Annotated in this window: 17 protein-coding genes, 1 pseudogene and 2 riboswitches; of the genes and pseudogenes, 6 read left to right on the forward strand and 12 right to left on the reverse strand. The window is 75.4% G+C overall.

The window, feature by feature from the left end; all coding sequences use genetic code 11:
- Window positions 1-87 precede the first annotated feature (87 nt).
- On the reverse strand, window positions 88-1,962 hold the full coding sequence (locus tag ACZ6J5_RS09500) for a hypothetical protein (protein ID WP_469389440.1): 1,875 nt from the start codon (window positions 1,960-1,962) through the stop codon (window positions 88-90).
- A 241-nt stretch (window positions 1,963-2,203) separates the two neighbouring features.
- On the opposite strand from ACZ6J5_RS09500, the gene ACZ6J5_RS09505 reads away from it, so the two are divergent.
- Window positions 2,204-2,911 carry a DUF2470 domain-containing protein gene (locus ACZ6J5_RS09505; RefSeq protein ID WP_469389442.1) on the forward strand — a complete coding sequence of 236 codons (708 nt, stop codon included), beginning with the start codon at window positions 2,204-2,206 and terminating at the stop codon, window positions 2,909-2,911.
- A 194-nt stretch (window positions 2,912-3,105) separates the two neighbouring features.
- Here ACZ6J5_RS09505 and ACZ6J5_RS09510 read toward each other — a convergent pair.
- Window positions 3,106-3,150 (reverse strand): annotated as a pseudogene (locus ACZ6J5_RS09510) (hypothetical protein); the annotation flags it as partial.
- On the opposite strand from ACZ6J5_RS09510, the gene ACZ6J5_RS09515 reads away from it, so the two are divergent.
- The 3 genes from ACZ6J5_RS09515 (at window position 3,134) to ACZ6J5_RS09525 (ending at window position 5,826) form a co-directional block, all read left to right on the forward strand.
- On the forward strand, window positions 3,134-3,499 hold the full coding sequence (locus tag ACZ6J5_RS09515) for a VOC family protein (protein ID WP_469389640.1): 366 nt from the start codon (window positions 3,134-3,136) through the stop codon (window positions 3,497-3,499). The pseudogene ACZ6J5_RS09510 and the gene ACZ6J5_RS09515 sit on opposite strands and share 17 nt — an antisense overlap.
- Window positions 3,500-3,616: 117 nt before the next feature.
- A complete protein-coding gene (locus tag ACZ6J5_RS09520; protein ID WP_469389444.1) occupies window positions 3,617-5,152 on the forward strand; it encodes an MFS transporter in 1,536 nt (511 codons plus the stop codon).
- On the forward strand, window positions 5,149-5,826 hold the full coding sequence (locus ACZ6J5_RS09525) for a TetR/AcrR family transcriptional regulator (RefSeq protein ID WP_469389446.1): 678 nt from the start codon (window positions 5,149-5,151) through the stop codon (window positions 5,824-5,826). Before ACZ6J5_RS09520 ends, ACZ6J5_RS09525 begins: the two co-directional genes overlap by 4 nt.
- On the opposite strand, the gene arr is transcribed toward ACZ6J5_RS09525, so the two are convergent.
- On the reverse strand, window positions 5,817-6,245 hold the full coding sequence (gene arr / locus ACZ6J5_RS09530) for an NAD(+)--rifampin ADP-ribosyltransferase (RefSeq protein WP_469389448.1): 429 nt from the start codon (window positions 6,243-6,245) through the stop codon (window positions 5,817-5,819). The genes ACZ6J5_RS09525 and arr overlap by 10 nt on opposite strands.
- Window positions 6,246-6,306: 61 nt before the next feature.
- Window positions 6,307-8,469: an FUSC family protein gene (locus ACZ6J5_RS09535; protein ID WP_469389450.1), complete on the reverse strand. Its 2,163-nt coding sequence runs from the start codon at window positions 8,467-8,469 to the stop codon at window positions 6,307-6,309.
- An 88-nt stretch (window positions 8,470-8,557) separates the two neighbouring features.
- Between ACZ6J5_RS09535 and ACZ6J5_RS09540 the strand changes: the two genes are divergently transcribed.
- On the forward strand, window positions 8,558-9,070 hold the full coding sequence (locus ACZ6J5_RS09540; protein WP_469389452.1) for a GNAT family N-acetyltransferase: 513 nt from the start codon (window positions 8,558-8,560) through the stop codon (window positions 9,068-9,070).
- 68 nt (window positions 9,071-9,138) lie between these two features.
- On the opposite strand, the gene ACZ6J5_RS09545 is transcribed toward ACZ6J5_RS09540, so the two are convergent.
- From ACZ6J5_RS09545 to ACZ6J5_RS09570, 6 genes are read right to left on the reverse strand one after another with little or no spacing between them, the layout of a single operon-like run.
- Window positions 9,139-9,630 carry a DUF4430 domain-containing protein gene (locus tag ACZ6J5_RS09545; protein WP_469389454.1) on the reverse strand — a complete coding sequence of 164 codons (492 nt, stop codon included), beginning with the start codon at window positions 9,628-9,630 and terminating at the stop codon, window positions 9,139-9,141.
- Between the two features lie 41 nt (window positions 9,631-9,671).
- Complete coding sequence (locus ACZ6J5_RS09550; protein ID WP_469389456.1) at window positions 9,672-10,499, reverse strand: ECF transporter S component family protein; 828 nt, start codon at window positions 10,497-10,499, stop codon at window positions 9,672-9,674.
- The gene (locus ACZ6J5_RS09555; RefSeq protein ID WP_469389458.1) at window positions 10,496-12,151 is read right to left on the reverse strand and encodes an ABC transporter ATP-binding protein; all 1,656 of its coding nucleotides are present in this window, start codon (window positions 12,149-12,151) and stop codon (window positions 10,496-10,498) included. Before ACZ6J5_RS09555 ends, ACZ6J5_RS09550 begins: the two co-directional genes overlap by 4 nt.
- Window positions 12,148-13,341, reverse strand: a complete 1,194-nt coding sequence (locus ACZ6J5_RS09560) for an energy-coupling factor transporter transmembrane component T (RefSeq protein ID WP_469389460.1) — start codon at window positions 13,339-13,341, stop codon at window positions 12,148-12,150. Before ACZ6J5_RS09560 ends, ACZ6J5_RS09555 begins: the two co-directional genes overlap by 4 nt.
- Window positions 13,342-13,347: 6 nt before the next feature.
- The gene (locus ACZ6J5_RS09565) at window positions 13,348-14,277 is read right to left on the reverse strand and encodes a hypothetical protein (protein ID WP_469389462.1); all 930 of its coding nucleotides are present in this window, start codon (window positions 14,275-14,277) and stop codon (window positions 13,348-13,350) included.
- On the reverse strand, window positions 14,274-17,051 hold the full coding sequence (locus ACZ6J5_RS09570) for a prenyltransferase/squalene oxidase repeat-containing protein (RefSeq protein WP_469389464.1): 2,778 nt from the start codon (window positions 17,049-17,051) through the stop codon (window positions 14,274-14,276). The genes ACZ6J5_RS09565 and ACZ6J5_RS09570 overlap by 4 nt, the downstream gene beginning before the upstream one ends.
- Before the next feature lie 139 nt (window positions 17,052-17,190).
- Window positions 17,191-17,300, reverse strand: a riboswitch (cobalamin riboswitch).
- Between the two features lie 115 nt (window positions 17,301-17,415).
- Window positions 17,416-17,492: riboswitch (cobalamin riboswitch) on the forward strand.
- Window positions 17,493-17,631: 139 nt separating this feature from the next.
- On the opposite strand from ACZ6J5_RS09570, the gene ACZ6J5_RS09575 reads away from it, so the two are divergent.
- Window positions 17,632-19,044 (forward strand): hypothetical protein, encoded by a 1,413-nt coding sequence (locus ACZ6J5_RS09575; protein WP_469389466.1) that lies wholly within the window; start codon window positions 17,632-17,634, stop codon window positions 19,042-19,044.
- Window positions 19,045-19,168: 124 nt separating this feature from the next.
- Here ACZ6J5_RS09575 and folP read toward each other — a convergent pair whose 3' ends face one another.
- Window positions 19,169-19,966 carry a dihydropteroate synthase gene (folP, locus tag ACZ6J5_RS09580; RefSeq protein WP_469389642.1) on the reverse strand — a complete coding sequence of 266 codons (798 nt, stop codon included), beginning with the start codon at window positions 19,964-19,966 and terminating at the stop codon, window positions 19,169-19,171.
- Between the two features lie 44 nt (window positions 19,967-20,010).
- Entirely contained in the window at window positions 20,011-21,495 is a 1,485-nt protein-coding gene (locus ACZ6J5_RS09585; protein ID WP_469389468.1) for a malate synthase A, read from the reverse strand.
- Window positions 21,496-21,635 lie beyond the last annotated feature (140 nt).

A 21,635-nucleotide genomic window follows, 5' to 3' on the forward strand; every position in this document is an offset into this window, starting at 1 on the left:
GTAGGACGACGCCGACGCCGGGCCCGGTTGCGGCGGGCGCGAAGCGCGGCGGGGCGCCGGGCCCTCGGGGGAGCGGGCGGGCGGCCCTCAGTGGCGGCGCCAGACCGTCCACCGCCGCTGGGGGTCGACGCGTTCGATGAACCAGTGGGCCGGATGGCGTGGCCAGGCCGACTCGGGCGGCGGGTACCGGCCGGCGCGGGGCAGCGGCAGGGGCAGCACGAGGGCCGTGGCCGCCGGGGGGACGGGGTGGTAGCGGGGGTTGAGGTACCAGACGCGGCCCAGGTAGATCTCGTACGCCTGGGTGCGGCGGGTCATGCGGTCGATGCCCCAGCCGAACACGACGTTGTCCTTGAGGTGGAGGCCGGTCCGCTGGGTGAAGCCGACGGCCTGCTCCCAGCCGCGGGCGGCGTGCGGGTAGCTGATCCGCTCGGTGATGGCGACGGTGGCGACCCCCGCGAAGAGGGTGAGCGCGACACCGAGCCCGACACCGGCCCCCGCTCCGGCTCTGGTCCCCGCTCCGGCCCCCTCTCGGGCCGTCCGGCGCGAGGCGAGCGCCCGCACCAGGACGCCGGCGCCGAGGGCCACGCCGACGACGAGGCCGAGGACGGCGAAGGCGGCCGCCGTCGTGCGCAGCAGCCGCAGCGCGTGCCAGTCCCCGCCGAGGAACAGCGCGTCGGGCATGGCCCAGGGGACGAAGGTCTGCGACCTGAGCAGCGGACCGGCGGACCACAGCACCGCGCCGCCGAGGAGCAGCGTGAGCCCGGCGGCACCGGCGAGCAGCGCGCCGAGCGCCCGGCCCCGCAGCCGGGTCAGGGCCGCGCAGCCGACGAGGAACAGCGTCGGCACCACGCACGCCGCGTAACGGGCGTACACCCAGTCGTCGATCCGCTTGTCGTCCGGCAGCGCGGCGGCCGCGGCCAGCGCGATGCCGACGAGCAGGGCGAGCAGCGTCCCGCCGACGATCCGGTACGCCCGGGGCACCCGGCGGCCGGACACGGCGAGCAGGCACACCACGATCCCCACCGCGCCGACCGTCCAGGTGGAGACGGCGACGTACCAGAGCTGACCCGCCGTCCGGGTCAGCGTGCGCCCGGCCGCCTGAGGGTCGGTGAGCCCCTGCCAGAGGAAGCCGCCGACGTCGCTGGCCGGCGCCGTGAACCGGGACCGCAGCCAGCCGTCCAGCGCCTGGGCGCCGAAGACGCCCGCCGCGAGGGAGCCGAGCCCCGCGAGCAGGGTGCGCCACGGGGCCCAGCGCAGCAGCGCCGCCCCGGCGAGCAGCACGCCGGTGAGCGCGACGACCACGCCCCCGCGGTCGTGCGTGGCCATCGCGTACGCGGCGGTCAGCCCGGCACCCGCGGCGTGCCCGGCGCGGCGGGCGGTCGTGCCGTCCGCGAACCAGCCGTGCAGGCAGAGTGCCCAGGCCAGGACCAGGACCGGCATGACGGTGTCCGTCATCGCGTACTGCGCGTAGAAGACCACCGGCGGCAGCAGCGCGGTCGCCGTGGCGCACGCGTACGCCCGCGCGCGGCCGAGGCCCAGCCGCCGCAGGGCGACCCAGGCCAGCGGGAAGACCAGGGCGTTGAGCAGCGAGTTGACGCCCATCACGAGGTGGTAGGCGGTGGCCGGGTCGTCGGCGAGGCGCAGGGCGGGGGAGATGAGCAGGGGATAGCCGCCGGGGATGACGACACCGACCGGCATCTCGGTACTCGGGCGCCCGGCCAGCACGCGGGCGAGGACGAGGTACGACTCCTCGTCGGGATGGACGTTCGGGTAGGCGAAGTGCCGTACGAGGAAGAACCGGAGGAGGACCTGCGCCAGGTATCCGGCGACCAGAGCGCCCGCGCCCGGCCGTATCGCGGCAAGGTGCCGTCGCCACGGGCGGGCCCGCTCCGGCGGGTGCCACCGCCCCGCGTGTCCCGCATGCCGGTCCTGCTCCGGGACTGCTTCGGACGCCAGATGCATACGCCGGCCTCGATCTCTTCATGCTCTGCTCGTGTTCTGCGCATTCGTGTCTTCGGCTTGCGCATGAATTGTGCAGGGAGGATCGGGTACGGCCCGGTATTCGCACCGCGCGCGTCGGCGGTGCCCGGGAGCCGCGGGGCCGCCGAAGCGGGTGACCGCCGACCTGCGTCCGCACGACGGTGCGTTGAGTTAGGTTAGGCTTACCTAAGTTGAGTGTCTGTGACCTTCCCATGGAGACCCCATGCGCCTTCACGCCAGGCCCGCCGTCCAGCCGACCCCCGCCGAGCGGATGCGGTCGATCGTGCTGGCCGCCCACTCCATGACCGTGGTCTGCGACGGCCTGGAGCACGAGATCCGCGACCTCGACGGGGTGGGCGCGCTGGGGCGCGTCCACCTCCACGACCCTGACGAGGAGTCCGGCCCCGAGCGGCACGTGCCGAGGCTGCCGATGCGCCTCGAACTCACCGACATCGCGCCGGCGCCCGTACGGGACCGGGTGCGCGCCCGGGTGACCCTCACGGGGCTCGTGGCCGCGCCCTATCGGACCGACTCCGCCGAGAGCGTCTGCATGCGGCTCGACCAGGCGGTCCTGGAGGGTCCGGCGGGGCGCGACTACGTCACCTTCCGGCAGTTGGAGGCGGCGCGGACGGATCCGCTGGCGGTCTGCGAGGCGTCGATGCTCCACCATCTCGCCGACGCCCACCCGGAGCTCGTCACGCTGCTGCTCCGGCTCGTCGAACCCGCCGCCACGCGCGGCCTGGTGCGGGCGCTGCCGCTCGCGCTCGACCGGTACGGCATCACGCTGCGGCTGGAGTCGGCGAGGGGGTGGCGGGACGTGCGGCTGGCGTTCCCGACGCCCGTCGACGACGCCGACCAGGTCGGCCTGCAGACCCACGCGCTCCTCGCCGCCGCCCGGCGCGCGTCCCACTCCCACCTGCCGCTGGTCTGAGGGCGCCCGCCCCGCCCCTCGCACCTCACCTGTCTCTCGTACCTCACCCGCCCGCTCCCGGGCCCCGCGACGCGGTCAGGCCGCCGTGCGGAGCCCGGCCAGGAGGTGGTCGAGGGCCTGTTCCGCGGCCCGTGCGTCGCCGCCGCCCCCGCGATCCAGAGCGCGGCTTCGTTCATCGCGCCCGACAGCCGTCGGGCCAGCGGCTCGACCGGCTGCTCGGCGATGAGGCCCGCCGGCACGAGTGCCGTCAGCGCCTCGTCGAGGTGCCGGGCGGAGGACCGGTCGTCCAGGGGCCCTGACGCCCCCCGGTACGAGCCGGCCCTCCTCGACCACACCCACCCGACCGTCCCCGAGGGGCACCGCGCGGCGCTCCGGGGCGGCCTGCTGCTCAATGTCGAGGTCGCCGACGTGGACGCCGAGCACCACCGGCTCGTGACCGTGGCGGGACTGCCCGAGGTGCCGGCGCCGCGCACGGAGGAGTTCGGCCGGCGGCACTTCATCGTCGCCGCCCCCGACGGCGTGCTGATCGACGTGATCACCGTCGTCCCGCCGAGCGAGGAGTACGCCGCGCTCTACGCCGACGCCTGAGGCCCACCGAGGCCGGGCGCCGGCCGGAAGGGTCGGCGGGGGCGGTCTTGGCGTGGGGTGCACGCCTGTTTACCCTGGGGGTGAACAAATGTGCACCCCTTCCTGCCTTGGAGCACCATGCCTCCCGCGATACCCGCGCCCGGCCCCGCGTCCGGCCCGGCGTCCGATGCGGCGTCCGGTCCGGCGTCCGGACCCGCCCCTTCCCGGCTGATCGTCCCCGTCCTGGCGTTCTGCGGCGTGGTCGTCGCCGTCATGCAGACGCTCGTCGTACCGCTGCTGCCGCACGTCCCGGAGCTGACCGGGGCGAGCACCGGCGCCGCCGGCTGGCTCGTGACGGTCACCCTGCTCACCGGGGCGGTGTTCACGCCGGTGCTCGGCCGGGTCGGCGACATGTACGGCAAGCGCCGGGTGCTGCTCGCCTCGCTCGGCGTGCTGACCCTCGGCTCGGTGCTCTGCGCCGTCACCTCCGACATCGGGGTGCTGATCACCGGCCGCGCGCTCCAGGGCGCCGCCCTCGCCGTGATCCCCCTGGGCATCAGCATCATCCGCGACGAGCTCCCCGTCGAACGGGTCCTCCCCTCCATCGCCCTCATGAGCTCCACCCTCGGCATCGGCGCCGCCGTCGGACTGCCGCTGGCCGCCGTCGTCACGGAGAACTTCGACTGGCACACCATGTTCTGGGCCTCCGCGGGCCTCGGCCTGCTCGATCTGCTGCTCGTGCTGTGGATCGTGCCCGAGTCGTCCGTGCGCGCCCCCGGACGCTTCGACGTCCCCGGCACCCTGGGCCTGGCCGCCGTCCTCGTCGGCGTGCTGCTGGCCATCACCCAGGGCACGACCTGGGGCTGGACCTCGCCCCTGACGCTCGGACTGCTCGGCGGGTCCGTGGCCGTCGGGCTGCTCTGGGGCCTGTACGAGCTGCGCACTGGCTCCCCGATCCTGGACCTGAGGGTGTCCGGCCGGCCCGCCGTGCTGCTCACCAACCTCGCGGCCCTGTTCATCGGCTTCTCCTTCTACGCCAACTCCCTGGTCACCGCGCAGCTCGTCCAGGAGCCCACCAGCACCGGATACGGGCTCGGCGCGTCCATCGTCGTCAGCGGACTGTGCCTGCTGCCCGGCGGACTCGCGATGGTGGCGCTTTCCCCGGTCTCGGCGCGGATCTCCGCCACGTACGGGCCCCGCACCGCCCTCGGGATCGCCGCCGTCGTCATGGCCCTCGGCTACGGCGTGCGCGTCTTCACCACCCACAGCCTCTGGCTGATCGTCGCGGGCGCCACCGTCGTCGCCTGCGGCACCGCGATCGCCTATTCGGCGCTCCCGGCCCTCGTCATGCGGGCCGTCCCGGTCAGCGAGACGGCCTCCGCCAACGGGCTCAACACGCTGATGCGCTCGGTCGGCCAGGCCTGCTGCAGCGCCGTCGTCACCGCCGTACTGGCCCACCTGACGTTCACGACCGAGGGCGGCGGCACGGCGCCGACGCTCCACTCCTATCTGCTGATCTTCGTGATCGCCGGCGGCGCCGCGCTCGCGGCCCTCGCCGCCACCCTCCTGCTGCCCTCCGACCGGCCGGGCCGGGACGCCCCGCGCGCCGGCGGCCGGGCGGGCGGTACGGTCGCGGTGTCACCGCCCGCCAGCGCCGCCCGAGGGACCGCATGAGCACCACCGACGAACCCACCGCCCCGGCTGCCGGTCCCGACGCCGGACCTGGTTCCGTTCCCGGCTCCGGCCCTGAGGCCGTTCTTGGGACCGTTCCCGACTCCGGCCCCGAGACCGGGCGCGAGGCCATCATCCGTGCCGCGCGGCGGGCGTTCACGCTCAAGCCGTACGCCGAGGTGACCATGCGCGGGATCGCCGCCGAGGCGGGGGTGAGCCCCTCGCTGATCGTGAAGCGCTTCGGCAGCAAGGAGGCCCTGTTCAACACGGTCGTCGACTTCCGCCCCGCCGCCGCCGAACTCTTCGACGCCCCGCTGCCCGGCCTCGGCCGCCATCTCGTCCTCACGATGGTCGACCTCCGCGACCGGCTGCGCGGCGACCCGCTCCTGAGGGTCGTCTTCTCGCTCGGCATCGAGGACGAACGCACCCTGCTGCGGGCCCGGTTCCGCGAAGAGGTCACCGACCGGCTGGCCGCCCTCCTCACCGGACCCGAGGCCGGCCTGCGCGCCGAACTCGTCGCCGGCCAGCTCCTGGGCCTGGGCGCCACCCTGAGCCTCCACCGCCCCGACGGCGCCACCGCCCACGCCGACGCCGCGCGGCTCGCGGAGCTCTACGCCCCCGGCATCCAGCACCTCGTCGACGGGTGTGACGGACCCGCCCCGGCCGGTCAGTCGTAGATGACGGCCGCGCCCCGGCGCCGCAGGTCGTCCAGACCGTTCCGCATCGCGAGGATCTTCTCCTCGGAGTGCCCGCGCCACCCTTCCAGCTCGGACACCACCCGCACCGGCTCGCGCGTGCGGAACGAACGGGTCGGATTGCCGGGGAACTTCTTGTCGGTGACGTTGGGGTCGTCCTCCGGCTCGCCGGTCGGCTCCACCACGTAGATCCGCCCGGGACCGTCGCCCGCCGCGAGTTCGGCGCCCCACACGGCGGCGTCCAGCGTCTCGGAGAAGTAGACGTGCCGGGACACCCGCCCCGCCTCGTAGTTCGACTCGTACCCCGCGCTCAGCAGGTCGCCGGGGGCGAGATCGGCCTTCGTCCCGTGGAGGAAGACACCGGCCTCGTAGATCTCGAAGGGGACGGGTTCGCTGTTCATGGACTCTCCGTTGGCCTCGGTGGGTGGGGGTGCTGGAGGGAATCCTTTCACCCGGCCCGCCTCATCCTCCCAGCCGCTCCAGATCCGTCGCCAGGGAGGCCAGCCACGACACGGTCGCGTAGTACGCGCGGGGCGCCCCCGGCGGGTCGGCGGACAGGACGGCGCCGGGCACCGGGGCGTACGGAGCGGCGTACGGCCGGGCGGGCGGGCGGTCGTACGGCGGGACCTCGACGGCCTCGACGGCCTCGACGGCGTCCCCGTTCGGGTCGATGCGGGCCGAGGCCAGCAGCATCCCCGCCGCGACCCGGTCGCCCGCACGGACGACGGACTCCGAGGCCGCCGGGCCCAGCGGCGGGACCTCGACGGGCTCGGCCGGGACGAGGAGCCGGTCGGCACCCCACAGGGTGTGGTGCGCGGCGATCAGCGCCGCCTGCCAGTCCCGGTGCTCCGACGGCGGGTCCGGCCCCTCCGGCTCGCTCCGGTACTGCGCGTACGCCGACTCCGCCAGGCCCAGCGCGTGCCGCAGCCCGCGGTGTCCGGGCGCCGTCGGCACCGGAACGCGCCGCCCGCCCGCCGCGACCCGCGCCGTCGTGGCCACCACGATCTCCGCCGAGGTCCGCAGCAGCACCGCGACCGACCGGCGCAGCTCGTCCTGGGCGCCGCGCGGCCACGCCAGCAGCCCGAACACGGCGCCGATCGCGCTGCCGGCGAGCACGTCGAGCAGCCGGAACTCGGCGAGCCGCCAGGTCGCCGGCGCCAACTGCGCGAAGACCAGCGCGACCACCACGGTGAACAGCGCCTGCGCCCAGCCGACGCCCTTGACCGGACCCACCGTGAACGTGACCAGCATCAGCGGCGGCAGCGCCACCGCGTACACCTCGATGTCCGTGCCGACGAACGCCAGCAGCGCCGCCGCGGCCAGCGCGCCGACGAGCGTGCCGGTCAGCGCCCGCCGGACCGTCGTCCGGGTCTCCCGCACCGTGGTCCGGGTCAGGGTCAGCGTCGCCAGCAGCACCCAGAAGCCGTGCGGGAGGGTGCCGACACCGGCGACGAGCCGGGCCGCCGCCAGGGCCAGGCTGATCCGGACGGCGTTCTGGAAGAACACCGACCGCCCGCCCGCGTGGCCCGACACCCGCCGCCACCACAACCGAGGCGCCCGCTGCCGCGCGTACCAGAACCGTCCCGGCGCCGGGACGTCCGCCGCCCGGCCCCGCACGGCGAGGTCCACGGCCGTGGACAAGGCGAGGGCCGCGTCCGCCACCTCCAGAAGGGCCGCGTCGCGGCGCAGCACCGCGGGAGCGCCGTACTCGGGCGCCGAGGCCAGCGCCCGCCGGGCCCGCAGCAGACCGGCACGGGCCCGCCCGCCGGACCCCGTCCCGCGCCCGCCGGCCCGCAGCCGCCCGCCCGCCTCCCGCGCCGCCTCGGCGACGGCCCGCAGCGGACCGGCCCCCAGGGGCTCCGCCCCCGGCGGGGGCGGCGGCAGCACGGCGAGGCGGGCGAGCAGGGTGCGTGCGGCGAGCCCGGTATGGGCCAGCGCCCGCTGCCGCAGCCCCGCACCGGCGGGCCGCTCCGCCTCCGGCACCCGCGAGGAGCGCAGCCCCGAGCCCAGCGCGAGGGCGCTGCGGGCCACGGCTTCGGGCAGCGCGTACGGGGCCGTCCGCAGCCGGTCCGCGCACTCCGCGGCGGCGAAGGCGGCGCGGGCGGCCCGCTCCCGGTAGGACGGGGCGGCGGGCTCGGGCAGGACCGCGAGCTCCACCACGATCAGCAGCAGCAGCCCCAGCGTGGCACCCGCGAGGCGTTCGCCCAGCGAGCCGGGATCGTACGGCGGGAAGGACGGCAGGATGTACATGAGCTGAAGCCCCGTGGCCGCGCCCGCGAACCGAGGCCCGCCGACGGCCGTGAACGCCAGCGCGAACCCGACGACCAGCATCCCGAGCACCGCGCTCCACGTGCGCACCGACAGATACGTGCCCAGCGTGATCAGTGTCCAGCTCACCGGCACCACGCCCGCCAGCACCGCCGCCCGCTGCCGACCGGAGCCGGGAAGGCGGGAGAGCCCCGCCATGGCGACGGCCGCGAACAGCGCGTACGTCGCGCCGACGACGAGCCCGAAGCCGTACAGCAGCACGTAGAACCCGACCCCGGCGGCGACCGTGACGCGCAGCGCCCCGCGTGCCGCCACCCGGTAACCGGGCGCCGGCCGTCGCGGGAACGGCCCACCCATGCCCCCAGGATCGCCCCGGCCCGGCCACCCGGCACCACGGAGCGCGATCGGGTGGCCCGCCCGGCCTCCCACGAGGCAGGCTGGCCCCATGAACGAACTGCGCGGCCCCCGCCTCACCCTGCGCCCCGCCGCCCCCTCCGACGTCCCCGCCCTGGCCGCGATCCGCGCCACCCCCGAAGTCCGCGCGCACTGGCGCGGCGAGGACGACCTGGCGGCGGAGGTGGCCTCCGACCTGGCGGACGAGGCCACCCACTGCCTGACGGTGCTCCACGAGGGCCGGATCGTCGGCATGATCCAGTGGTACGCGGAGGAGGAGCCGGAGTACCGGCACGCGGGCATCGACCTCTTCCTCGACCCGTCCGTACACGGCAGGGGCCTCGGCACCGAAGCCGTCCGCACCCTGGCCCGCCACCTGATCGACGACCTGGGCCACCACCGCCTCGTCATCGACCCGGCGGCCGGCAACCTGGCCGCGATCCGCTGCTACGAGAAGGCGGGCTTCCGCCCGGTGGGCGTGATGCGCCAGTACGAACGCGGCGCCGACGGCACCTGGCACGACGGCCTCCTGATGGACCTCCTGGCCGCCGAACTGCCCCGCTGACCCGAGGCACGGGGCCCCGGGGAGGCCACCGGCGCTCCCCGGTGGCCGCTTCCGCGCCTGACCTGGTGTCAGAAGGACGTCCAGGTGAACGCCACCTGGTCGCCGTTCTCTATCTCGAACTGGCAGCCGCCGACCGGGGTCGGCACGCCGTTGACCGAGATGTTCCAGTAGGCGGAACCGCCGCCGCTGACGCCCTTGACCGTGTCGACGGAGTAGTCGTCGAAGGAGGCGTACCAGGTGCCGTCCCAGGTGAAGCCGTTTCGCTTCGCCGCGTGGTCCAGAGCGGCCGTCGGGGTCGGGACCTTCGTGGCGTGGGCGCCGCCGTTGGTGCCGTCGCACACGTGGGTGCCGCCGGTGGCGGTCGTGACGTCGTGGCCCCAGGTGAAGATCTTCTTCTGGAAGAGGAGGCCGTCGGGGCCCTGGACCGTGACGGTGACTCTCACCGGGGCGTTCGTGAACGCCTCGGCGGACCCGGCCTGCGCGACCGCCGGAGCGGTCGTCAGGGCCAGGCCGAGGGCGGCCGTGGTGACGGCGGTGCGGCGGAGCAGGGTGGTACGCATGGTGTTCCTCTCGGAAAGGGGTGCGGTGGGTGCTGCTCGGTTCATCCGGCCGTGGCGTCCGGGCCCTCGTGCTCCCGGCCCGCGAAGCGGACCGGGGCCTGGAAGCGGGCCTTGCGGGCGGCGCGGCGGAAGACGGTGAGGACGGCGGGGCCGGCCAGGGTGATGGCGACGAGGTTGGTGACCGCGCGGCCGGTGTCCCAGCCGAGGGAGGTCGCCAGGTCGAAGGCGAGGTACCGCTGGAACTGCTCGGTGAACGGCAGCCCGGGGAGGTAGGCGATCGAGCTGTTCGGGTCCAGGGAGAACGGCCAGAAGGAGAGGTTGAGGAGGAAGCCGAAGAGGTAGCCGGACAGGGAGCCGAAGACCGCCAGCAGCGCGACCTCCCGCCGGCCCGTCGCCTTCGGCAGGAGGCCGGCGAGCATCCCCACGAAGGCGCAGCCGAACATCTGGTACGGCATCCAGGGGCCGACGCCGCCCGTGATCAGCGCCGACGCGAACAGGGACGTGCAGCCCAGGGTGAAGCCGAAGCCGGGCCCGTACACCCGGCCCGCGAGGACGAGGACGAAGAAGACTGTCTCGATGCCCGCGGTGCCCGCCCCGAGCGGGCGGAGCGCGGCGTTCACCGCCGAGAGCACGCCCAGCATCGCCAGGGCCTTCGAGGTGATCCCGCCCTCGGCGATCTCCGAGATCACCACGCACAGCACGATCACGAGCAGGACGCCGAAGATCAGCGGCGGGGCGTAGTTCGAGCCGAACCTCCCCGGCGCCACGAGGAACGGCCAGAAGAACGCGACGACACCGAGGAACGCCGCCATCGCGATGACGAGCGCCGCCCGGGGACGGATGCGGATGGCGGCGGGCGACGTGGTCATGCGGTCCCGTCGGTCGTGGCGGAGCCCAGCACCGAGGTCAGCTGGCCCACGGTGAGGTACGGGAGCGGCGCCAGGATCTTCGCCGTCTGCGGGGCGAAGACCGGGGAGGCGACGATGACCTCGGCGGTCGGGCCGTCCGCGACCACGTCCCCCTCGGCCATGACGACCACCCGGTCGGCGGCGCGGGCGACGAACTCCACGTCGTGCGTGGAGACGACGACCGTGCGCCCCTCGGCCGCGAGGCCGTCCACGATGCCGGTCAGCGCGGTCTTGGCCCGGTAGTCGAGCCCGCGCGTCGGCTCGTCGAGCAGGACGACCCGGGGCGCGGCGGCGAGCTGGATCGCCAGGACGAGGGCCAGCTTCTGCCCCTCGGACAGGTCGCGGGGATGGGTGGTGCCGGGGATGCCGGGCGCCAGCCGGTCGAGGAGCGCGCGGGCCGGGACCCCGTCCGCCACCACCCCGGACTCGGAGTCGGCCTGGTCCAGCTCCTGCTTGACGCTCTCCAGGTAGAGGAGGTCGGTGGGCGTCTGCGGAACCAGGCCGACGAGCCGCCGGGCCTCGGCCGCCGAGACCTTCCGGGGGTCCGGGGCCTTCGGGTCGCCGGGCTCCCCGACGCGGACGGTACCCGCCGTGCGGGGACCGGAGCCCTGGAGCGCCCAGAGCAGCGAGGACTTGCCGGAGCCGTTGCGGCCCATGAGCGCCGTGACCTCCCCGCCGCGCAGCTCCAGGTCCACCTCGCGGACCGCCGGGATGCCCTGGTACGCGACGGTGATCCCGCGCGCGGTCAGGAGGCGGGGCCGGTCCGCGGCGGGCGCCGGCCGGACCGGCGGGGGTACGCGGTCGGCCAGGCGGGTGCGCAGCGGCGCCGCCGCCCGCCGGGCGTCCCGCACGGAGAGCGGCAGCGGGGACCAGGCGGCGGCGCGGCCCAGCTCGACGATGGGCGGCGCGATGGACGCCGTACGGAAGACGTCCGAGGGCGCACCGGACACCACCCGCCCGTCGCCGGGGAGGTGGAGGACGCGGTCGGCGTACTGCACGACCCGTTCCAGCCGGTGCTCGGCCAGCAGGACGGTGACGCCGAGGTCGTGCACGAGCCGGGTGACGGCCGCGAGCACCTCCTCGGCGGCCGTGGGGTCCAGAGCCGAGGTCGGCTCGTCCAGGACGAGGACGCGGGGGTGCGCCGTGAGGACGGAACCGATGGCGACGCGCTGCTGCTGGCCGCCGGACAGCTCGTGGAGCGCCCGATGACGGAGGTCGGCGAGCCCCAGCAGGTCCAGGGTCTCCTCCACCCGCTTGCGCATGGTGGCGGGCGGCACCGCCAACTGCTCCATCGCGTAGGCGAGTTCCTCCTCCACGGTGTCGGTGACGAAGCCGTCGAGGGGGTCCTGGCCGACGACTCCCACCACGTCGGCGAGTTCGCGCGGCGGATGCTCGGCGGTGTCCCGGCCGTCGACGGTGACCCGGCCGAAGAGGGTGCCGCCGGTGAAGTGCGGCACGAGCCCGTTGACGGCGCCGAGGAGGGTCGACTTGCCGACGCCGGTGTGGCCGACGACGAGGCAGAGTTCGCCCTCCTCCACCGTCAGGTCCACGTCCCGCAGGACGGGCTCGGCCGCGTCGTCGTAGTGGACGGTGACCTGGTCGAAGGTGATCACGTGGGTTCCTCGGTGCGCGGTGCGGGGACGGCCGGAGACGCCGTACGGGTGGGCGCGGTGGGCGGTGGGGCCAGGAATCCGGCGGCCCCCGCGAGGAGGACCGCGGCGGCCGGCACCCACGGGAGCGTGGGCCAGCTGAGCGGGTAGATCGACGGGTTGAGCTCGGCCGCGTCGAAGCCCGCGTCGCTGAAGAGGAGCACGGCCGAGAGCACGCCGCACCCGGCGACGGCCCACTCGGCGGCCCGCCAGGGATCCGGCCGGTAGGACGTACGGGTCACCCGGCGCCCGCCGAGGCGGAGCCCCGCCACGCACAGCAGGCCGCCCGCCGCGAGCGCGGGGAAGCCGAGGAGTGCCGGGGCCGTGGCGTCGAGCAGCCCGTACGCGCCGGCGCACAGGCCGCACATGCCGAGCAGCATCAGCGCGCCGGTGATCCGGCGCGAGCGACGCGTGGCCGTGCCCGCCCGTCCGTAGCCGCGCGAGTCCATGGCCGCCGCCAGGCGCAGCGAGCGCTCCAGGGCGTCCTCGAGCACCGGTACGACGATCCCGCGCAGGGCGCGCAGCCCCCGAGACCGTCCCGCGCGCAGCCTGCGTGCCCGGTGGACCCGCTGGACGCTCTGGACCAGTTGGGGCGCCACGCTGAGGGAGACGGTGACGGCGACCCCGAGCTCGTACAGCGCGCCGGGCAGGACGCGCAGCGCGCGTTTCGGGTTGGCGAGGGTGTTCGCGGCGCCGATGCAGCACAGCATGCAGGCCAGCCGGAGGCCGTCGGTGGCGGCGGAGAGCAGGGCCTCCAGGGAGACCGGTCCGCCGATCCGGATCCCGGCGTACCAGTCCGGGGTGGGGAGGCGGGGGAGCGAGAAGAGGAAGTGGTCGCGAGGGGTGATGCCGGTGGCGAAGACGGCGCGGAACACCACCCGGATCGCGACGACGGTCAACGCCAGATACAGGTAGTACCTGAAGCCGCGCGCCCAGGGGGCCTCGGTGCGGCGCATGGTGACGACGTAGCCGAGGACCGCGAGGACCAGGAACAGCAGCAGCGGGTTGTTGGTGCGGCTGACGGCGGTCGCGAGCGCGAGCGCCCAGATCCACCAGGCGACGGGGTGGAGGGTGCGGGGCAGGCGCCGCCCGCCCGTGTCCGGCGCGGGGGCGGACACGGACGGCTCGACGGCTGCCGTCGGGGTACGGGGCACGCGGCGCTACTCCGTACGGCGGCGGCGCTTGGCCGCGAACACGGCGGCACCGCCGATCAGCAGGCCCAGTACACCGGTCACGACGGCGGGCACCCAGGAACCCCTGTCGACGGCGGCGTCCGCCGCCGGTGCCGCGTCGACCACCTCGGGGGCCGCCGTGGTGGCGGCAGCCGAGGCGCTGGTCGTGGGGGTGGGGGTCTCCGTGGAGCTCGGCGCGCTCGTCGACGGGCTCGCCGTGGAGGGGGCCGGCGAGGCGGGAGGGGCCGGAGCCGTGGGGGACGGACGCTCCGGGGCGGGCCCGGTGCCGACGTCCGGCGGAGGCGGGGCCGCCGTCCTGGTGTCCGCGGGCGCGGGCGCGCCGCCTCCGGTGGGCCGGGTGTTCTGGGCACGCAGCTGGTCGGGGGTGACGGTGGGACGGCCCTGAGTCCCCTCGATGTTCGTCCCGCCGAAGATCCACAGGTCGACGCTGCCGGGCTTGGGTTTGTAGAGCATGGCGCCGAGCTGGCTGTACGTCCACGTGTCGTGGCCCGGATCGGCGTGCCAGTACGACCAGTACGCGGAGGCGGGCGGGGTGAGGACGCAGTCGTCCTGCCGGGGCGTCGGGTACTGCTTGCCGCCCTGGTGGCCGCTGTAGCCGATGCGGCAGATGAACGCGGGTCCGTCGTGGCCGGTGCCGGTGGTGCGCCAGCCGCCCTGGTTCAGGAGCTCGTAGCCGGTGGTGGGCGTCGTGCCGCAGGAGCGGTAGACCGGCCCGCCCCAGTGGCTGAAGTCGACGGCGAGGACGACGCCGGACGTGGTGGTGCACCGTCCGATGGGCTGCGGGGCGGCTCCGGCCGGGGCCGTGGTGGCGGCGACGGCCGCGACCGTCAGGCCCAGCGCGGTCGCCGCTCGGGTCGTCGCACGGGTCGTGGTGTGCGGGGCGCGGGGCGTCGTCATGCGCGGCCACCGCCGGTCTGACGGCGCCGCCGGGAGACGCGGGTCGTGGCCCACCCGGCGAGCACCAGGAGCACGGCGGCGACCGCGAGGCCGGTGACCTGGGACCCGGTGGCGGCGAGACCCCCGCCGTTCCCCGTGCCGCCGGTGTCGCCGGTGTCGCCCGGGGTGACGATCGTGGGCGCCGGCGCGGGCTGCCCGGTGATGCCGGGGACGGGCGCGGGAGTGGTGCCGCTGAGGTCGCGCTTCAGCACGCCGAAGGAGACGCCGGTGGCGCCGCCGACCGCCTGGGCGGAGGCGCGGACGTCCGAGCCCGCCTGGCCGCCCTTGCTGACGTTGAAGCCGCCGTCCCCGTTCTGCTGCGCGGCCAGGAACTTCCGGGCCTTCCCGATCTGGGCCGCGTACCTCCCGGCGTCCAGCGACAGGCCCTGGACGGCGAGCGCCGCCGAGTTCACCGAGTTGCCGGAGGCGCCGGGGAAGCCGCCGTCGGGGAGCTGCTGACCGGCCAGCCAGCCGAGGGCCCGGTCCACGGCCGCCTGCGCGTCGGCGTCGGGCAGCAGGTCCAGGGCCATGGCGGCCATCGCGGTCGAGTCGACCTCGATGCCGCTCTTCTCGCCGATGAGGCTGGGCCAGGCGCTGGTCGCCGGGTCGCGCAGGCTCTTGAGGTACGCGACCGGCCCGGCCGCCGCAGCCGTCTCGCCCGCGCGGATCTGGGCGATGACGCCGAGGGACTGGGAGAACACCGAGGTGGCGTACGTGTAGTTGCCCTTGCCCGCGCACTTGCGGGGCTCGGCGGGGGTGGCCGACGCACAGGTGCCCTGGGCGAGCGCGGCGATCAGGTCCTTCCCTCCGAAGGCGCGCGGGTCGCGGTCCACGGCCTCGGCGAGCACCGCCGCCTTGCCGATGAAGCCGCCGCCCGCGTACCTCGTACCGGCCTTCGTCCAGTCGTGGACGCCGCGCCCCGACGCGTCCCTGCCGCCCTTGTCGAGGAAGTCGACGATGTCGCGAAGGGTCGCGTTGTCGTGGCCGGTGGCGGCGAGCGCGTACGCGCCGTCGATGGTCAGGCCGTAGTCGGCGAAGCGGGGGCTGCCCTCGTAGTACCGGCCCTGGATCAGGCGCTTGTGGTCGGCGAGATAGGCCGAGCCCTTCCTGAGGTCCGGTCCGTCACCGGCCGGGGGAGCGGTGGGCCCGGTCGTGGGCGGCCCCGTGGTGGGCGGTGTGGTCGTCGGCGGCGCCGGCTGCTTCGTCGTCAGCGTCACGAGGTCGCTCTTCGCGCCCGCGATGACGGCGGCGGTGGTCGCGTACAGCAGCGGGTCCGTGGTCCCCTCCTCGAAGGCGAAGCCGCCGCCGGGGAGTTGCTGGCGGGAGAGCCAGGAGACGGCCGCGTCCGCGTGCGCCCGGTCGCCGAGGGCACGCAGCGTCTGCGCCACCCAGCCCGTCGCGTACGCGCTGCCGGGGACGCTGTAGGAGGCGGCGGGCCAGGAACCCGTCGCGAACTGCGCCTTCTTGAGCGAGGAACGCGCCTTGGTGACGACCGGGGTGTGGCCGCCGGCCCGTTGGAGGGCGAGGGCGACGAGCGCGGTGCTGGGGGCCTCGCTCTCGCAGACCTGGCCGTCCAGGATCAGGAAGCTGGGGAAGCCGCCGTCGTCGCACTGAAGCCGGGCCAGTCGCGCCACCGCGTCGGCCGGCGGGGTCACCCCGCCGTTCAGCAGCGCGATGACGGCCAGCGCCTGGCCCTCGGTCTGGCCGGTGGCGCGGAAATCGCCCTTGGTGGCGCAGCCGGGGACGGGCTGCGGGACGTCCGAGCCGCTCAGGCAGACGTTCGCCGTCAGGTCGCCGAGCAGGTCGTGCCCGCCGAAGGCGCGCGGGTCCCCGCCGGTGGCCTCGGCGACGAGCGCGAGGCGGGCGGCGGCGGTGGCGTCGGGCGCCTCGTCCTTCCCGGCGGGATACGCGTACGCGTCGGTGTGCTCGGGCCTGCCGAGGTAGCCGGCGACCCGACGGGCGGTCGGGTCGGCGTCGTCCCGGGCCGCCAGCGCATAGGCGACCTCCGTGGTGGCGAGGTAATTCGGTGTGCTGTCACCGTCGTTGACGACGCGCTGCCCGTTCGTCAGCCGCTCGGTGAGCCAGCGGGTCGCGGCCGGCAGATCGACGGAGCCCGGGGGCACCTGCGGCGCCGGGGGGTCCTTGGGGTCCGGCGGATCGCCCCCGTCCGCGCGGACGTCGTCCGGGGTGAACGTGGGCCTGCCCTTGGCGCCGCCGCCGATGTCGGTGCCGCCGAAGACCCAGGCGTCCACGTCACCGGGCTTGAGGGTGCGGGACATGGCGCCCAGCGGGCTGTACGTCCACTTCCGCTGCCCGGGCGAGGCGATCCAGTAGGACCAGTAGGCGGTGGCCTGCGGGGTGAGCACGCACTTCTCCTGGGCCGGGGTGGGGTACTGCCTGCCGCCGCCGAACGAGGCGTGGCCGATGCGGCAGACGAACCCGGGGCCGTCGTGCTCCGTTCCGGCGGTGCCGAAGCCGCCGGAACGCAGCAGTTCGTAGCCGGTCGTGGGGGTGAGGTCGCAGCCGCGCACCACGGGTCCGCCCCAGTGGCCGAAGTCGACGGCGACGACGGCGCCCTCCGTGCGCGTGCACGTCCCGATCGGGCCGGCGTTCGCCGGTGCCGCCGCCGTCAGGTGGGTCAGGCCCGCGCCGAGCGTCAGAAGGGCGGCGGTCAGCGCGGACAGCGCGCGCCGTCGAGCCCCCGTCCACCGTCTCGGCTGTTGTTCGGTCCCCACCGCGGCCCCTCGTCTCTGCCGGGGCGGCTGGGTGCGTGGCGATGCGCCCGGCACCGTGGCGCAGCCATGGCGGGGCGGTGACGACCACGCCGTAGTCCGCGACGGCGTTCCTCGTGCTCTGATCCAGCCCCAGGCATTCCGACTCACCCGGGACGAGCCGGGTCTACGGTTGCGGGTCAGCGCCGGAATTCGACCGGCTTCCCCTGGTGCTGATTGCTTGTCAGCGGGAGTGCAACACGGATCAGTTCGGACCGTCAAGGGTGGGGAACGTCTCACCCCGGACCCGACGGCGCGCGCGGGCCCGCCGTCCGGCCTCCGCTGGCGGTCCCCTGACGGTTCGGGTAGCGTCCTGGGCTGCCACATGGGGGAATCCGGTGCGAATCCGGAGCTGACGCGCAGCGGTATGGGACGGCGGGGGCCGTCCTTCGAGCCCGAATGCCCATGCGGCGACGCAGTACACGAAGCCGTACCACGCGTTCCGGACGGCGGCTTTCCCGGCGCTGCCCGGCCGTGCTCCGGCACGGCGACGCGAGGCGTGCCCCGGGAGCGGCCGGCGTCCGCCGACTTCCAGGAGCAGGCCATGTCGCTTCCCCGTACCCCGCGCCGCCTCGTACTCGCGGTGCCCGCCGCGCTCGGCGCGCTCGTCCTCGGCGCGCTGCCCGCCTTCGCGACCGCCACGCCCGCGCAGCTGGCCACGTCCAGGACCAACGGCGTCGCCTACCTCAAGTCCCTCCAGGCGGCGGACGGTTCGTACGCCGGCTCGGGTCTCTCCAACGAGTGGGCGTTCAGCGCCTTCGCCGCCGCGGGCACCGCCGTCGTCGACGTCGCCCCGGGCGGCGACACCACCAAGAACGCCAGAACCGTCTACCGTGCCCTGCTGGCCACGCCCGCCTGGCCGTCGGCGACCCCCGTCGTCACCGACTACGAGCGCGGCACGCTCAACGCGTACGCCGCGGGCATCGACCCGGCCCGCGTGTCCGGCGGGCGCAACCTCATCGCCGACGTCTACGGCTACTGGCAGACGGCCGAACCGGGCTACTTCGGCCCGTCCGCCAACTTCAACGGCACCGTCTTCGCCGCCCTGGCCCTGGGTGGCGCGAAGACCCAGTCGGGCACCGCCCGCGTCCCGCAGGCCCTCACCGACACCATGGTCGCCCGCCTGCGCGCCAACCAGCACAACGACGGCGGCTGGACCTACCAGAAGGTCGAGGGCAACCCCACCGCCATCAACACCGCGAGCGACATCGACATGACGGGCGCCGCCATGGCCGCCCTCTGCGCGTCCGGCGTCCCGAACACCGACACGGACGTCGTCCAGGCCAAGAACTTCCTCAAGGGCAAACTGGTCGCCGCCTCCGGCGCGTTCAACTCCCTCTACGGGGTCAACACCAGCTCCAACGGCTGGGGCGTCGCCGGTCTCAACGCCTGCGGCATCAACCCGCAGTCCGCCGAGTTCACCACGATCAACACCAAGACGCCGGTCGACTTCCTCATCGCCAACCAGTACAACCCGGCGGGCGGCTTCAAGTACAAGCCCTCCGACACCACGCCCTCCGCGTACTCCTCCATCGACGCCCTCCGCGCGGTCGCCGGAGGCGGCTTCACCTCCGCCCCGCCCGTGCCGGTCACCCCCGGCGCCACCCGGTGGGTCGCCCAGAGCGCCTTCAGCCCGGGGACCGCCGCCAAGCTGGCGCTGACCGTCGACGACGGCGCCGGCACCCTCAAGGCGTGCGCGGTGTCCTTCACGCCGACCGGGACGACCACGACCCTCGGCGACGTGCTCGACGCGGCGACGACCGCCGCGACCCCGTCCGGCTGCGTCACGGGCGTCACTCCCGCCACGGGCACGGGCGCGGTCACCGCCCTCAACGGCAAGGCGGGCAGCGGCTCGAACACCTGGAAGCTCAGCGTGGACGGCTCCTCCTTCGCCGGGGCCCTCCGCGAGACGCCGATCAACGTGGGCGACACCCTCGCCCTGCGCTGGGGAGCCTGAGCCCGCCGGGTGGGGACCCGCCGCCCGGGGCCCCACCCGCCGCCCGGGGCGGCGGCCGTGAACTCGCCTTGCCTTGCGCCCCCTTGCTCACCCCGGGCCGGTCTCCGGCCCGGGGCCCGGCGGTTCAGCGGGCGGAGGCGAGCGCGGCGGCGACCCTGACGGCGTCCGAGGTGGCCCGGACGTCGTGGACCCTGACGGCCCAGGCCCCCTGGTGGGCGGCGATGGCCGACAGGGCCGCGGTGGCGGCGCCCCGTCCGCCCGCGGGCGGCGGCAGGCCCTCCGCGCCGGACTGGACGTGCCCGAGGAACCTCTCGCGGGAGCCCGCGATCAGCACGGGACGCCCCAGCGCGCGCAGCCCGGCCAGCCCGGCGACGAGCCGGAGGTCGTGCTCCGCCTCCTTGGCGAACCCGAGCCCCGGGTCCACCACGAGCCGCTCCGGCGGAACGCCCGCCGCCACCACGGCCTCCACCCTCGCGCCCAGCTCCGCCACGACCTCGCGCACCACGTCCGCGTACCCCGCGCGCCGGTGCGTGTCGTGGCCGAGCCCTCGCCCGTGCATGACGACGAAGGGCACTCCGCAAGCCGCGACCGCGGAAACCATCGCGGGGTCCGCCAGCCCGCCGCTCACGTCGTTGACCAGCACGGCGCCCGCCTCGGCCGCCCGCGCCGCGACGGAGGCGCGCAGGGTGTCCACCGACACGAGCACCCCCTCGGCCACCAGGTCACGGACCACCGGCACGACCCGCCTGAGCTCCTCCTCCTCGTCGACCCGCGCCGCCCCGGGGCGGGTCGACTCCCCGCCGACGTCGACCAGGTCGGCACCCTCCGCGACGAGGTCCACCCCGTGCTTCACCGCCGCCGCCGGGTCGAACCAGCGACCGCCGTCCGGGAAGGAGCCGGGCGTCACGTTCACGACGCCCATCACGGCGCACCGGCCCCAGTCCGGCAGCCCCGCGGCGAGGGCGCTCACTCCGCCTCCCGAGTCCGCCGGATCGGCTCCCGCCGCCCGGCCCCGGCGGACAGCGGCGGAGGCGGCTCGTCTTCCCGAAGCGTTCGTTCGAGAGCGTCCCGGGCCGCCGTGGCGCGCGCGCCGGGACGCCGCCGTGCCAGCGACGCGGCTTCTCTGTCGAGGACCCCGCGCAGGACGGTGAGGGGGACCAGACGCTGCCTGCGCCACTGCCAGAGCCGGGCCCGGGCCAGCTCGGCGACCGCCGCCGCGTCCGCGAGCGGCCCGCCGGTACGGCCGATGCCGCCGATGCCGACAGGCTCGCTGGGGCCGCTGGGGCCGCTGGGGCCGATGGGGCCGATGGGGCCGATGGGGTCGGCGTCGCCGTCCCATCCCCATCCCCGCAGCCGCGATTCGACGTGCCGCAGCGCGACGGCCACGGCCGCCCTGATCTGCGGCTCCGTCGGCGCCGACGCGGGGTGGGGGCGACGTACGGCCAGCAGGTCGGCGGCCTGGACCCGTGCCCGGCCCGGCACCCGGGCGATCGGGTGCCGACCGCCGGCGTCGGTGCTCGCGCGGGTGTGCCTGCGGTGACACGTCTGCGCGAGAAGCTCGGCGTAGGCCCGCATGAAGGGCTGGGCCAGGGCGGCCTCCGTGCTGTCCGGGAGCAGGAAGCGGCCGCGGTGGCCGAAGGCGCGGATCATGCCGAAGAGGTGTTCCCAAGGCGCGGCGGTGAGTCCGGCCCCGTGTTCGCGCAGCTCGTAGAGGATCTCCTCCATCTCGAACGCGGCCGTGACCGTGTCGATGACGACGGTGGCCCGGACGGTGCCGCGCGGGATGCCGAGGAGGTCCTGGGCCAGCAGGAAGACGTCGTTCCAGAGCCGCGCCTCGAAGCGGTTCTCCAGCCCGGTGAGACTGAGATGGGGGTGTGAACCCGCGTCGGTGAGGAGCCGTGCGCAGTGGAACAGGAACAGGCCGACGTCGATGAGCGAGGCGGAGAGGGGCCGGCCGTCGACCCTGAGGCGCTCTTCCTCCACGTGCCACCCGCGGGGACGGACGACGAGGGCCGGGCTCTCGGCGCGGCGGCGGCAGGCGTCGAGGAGGGTGCGGTGCCCGGTGAGGGCGTTGTCCCAGAGCGGCGCGGGGAGCTGCCCGAAGTCGGCGATCCACACGTCGGCATCCGGGCCGGGGCCGTTCGCGGCCGTGCCGGGGTCCGGGGGCCCGCAGACCACCGGGTGCCGTCCGGACAGGCCCGGCGCCGGGGGCGCGACGCGCCAGTGTGGGTCGTCGCGGACGGCCTGGGTGGCGCGGGGAAAGTCCAGCGGATGCCCTGAGGCGAGGCTGTCCGAGCGGTGACGGCGTGCCGTGAGGATCTCCCGGCGACGGCGTGCGAACGCGGAGTCGAGCCGCGCGACGAACGCGAAGGCGTCGGGAGTGAGGATCTCACCGTGGCGGCCGCCAGGGGATCCGAGGTGGTGGTGGGCGGGGGAGGGGGTGGTCGTCATGGTGTCCTTCTCGCGGGAGGCGGCGTGCCTGGGAGGCGGCGTGCCGATGTCCCCGGGGCGGAGCGGCGTGCTGCCTCGGGGCGGGGGCGGCGGCCCTCACGGCCCCCGCCCCCGCCCCTGCCCCCGCCGTCGCCCGGCGC

The sequence above is a fragment of the Streptomyces sp. NPDC042100 genome (genome assembly GCF_055582325.1).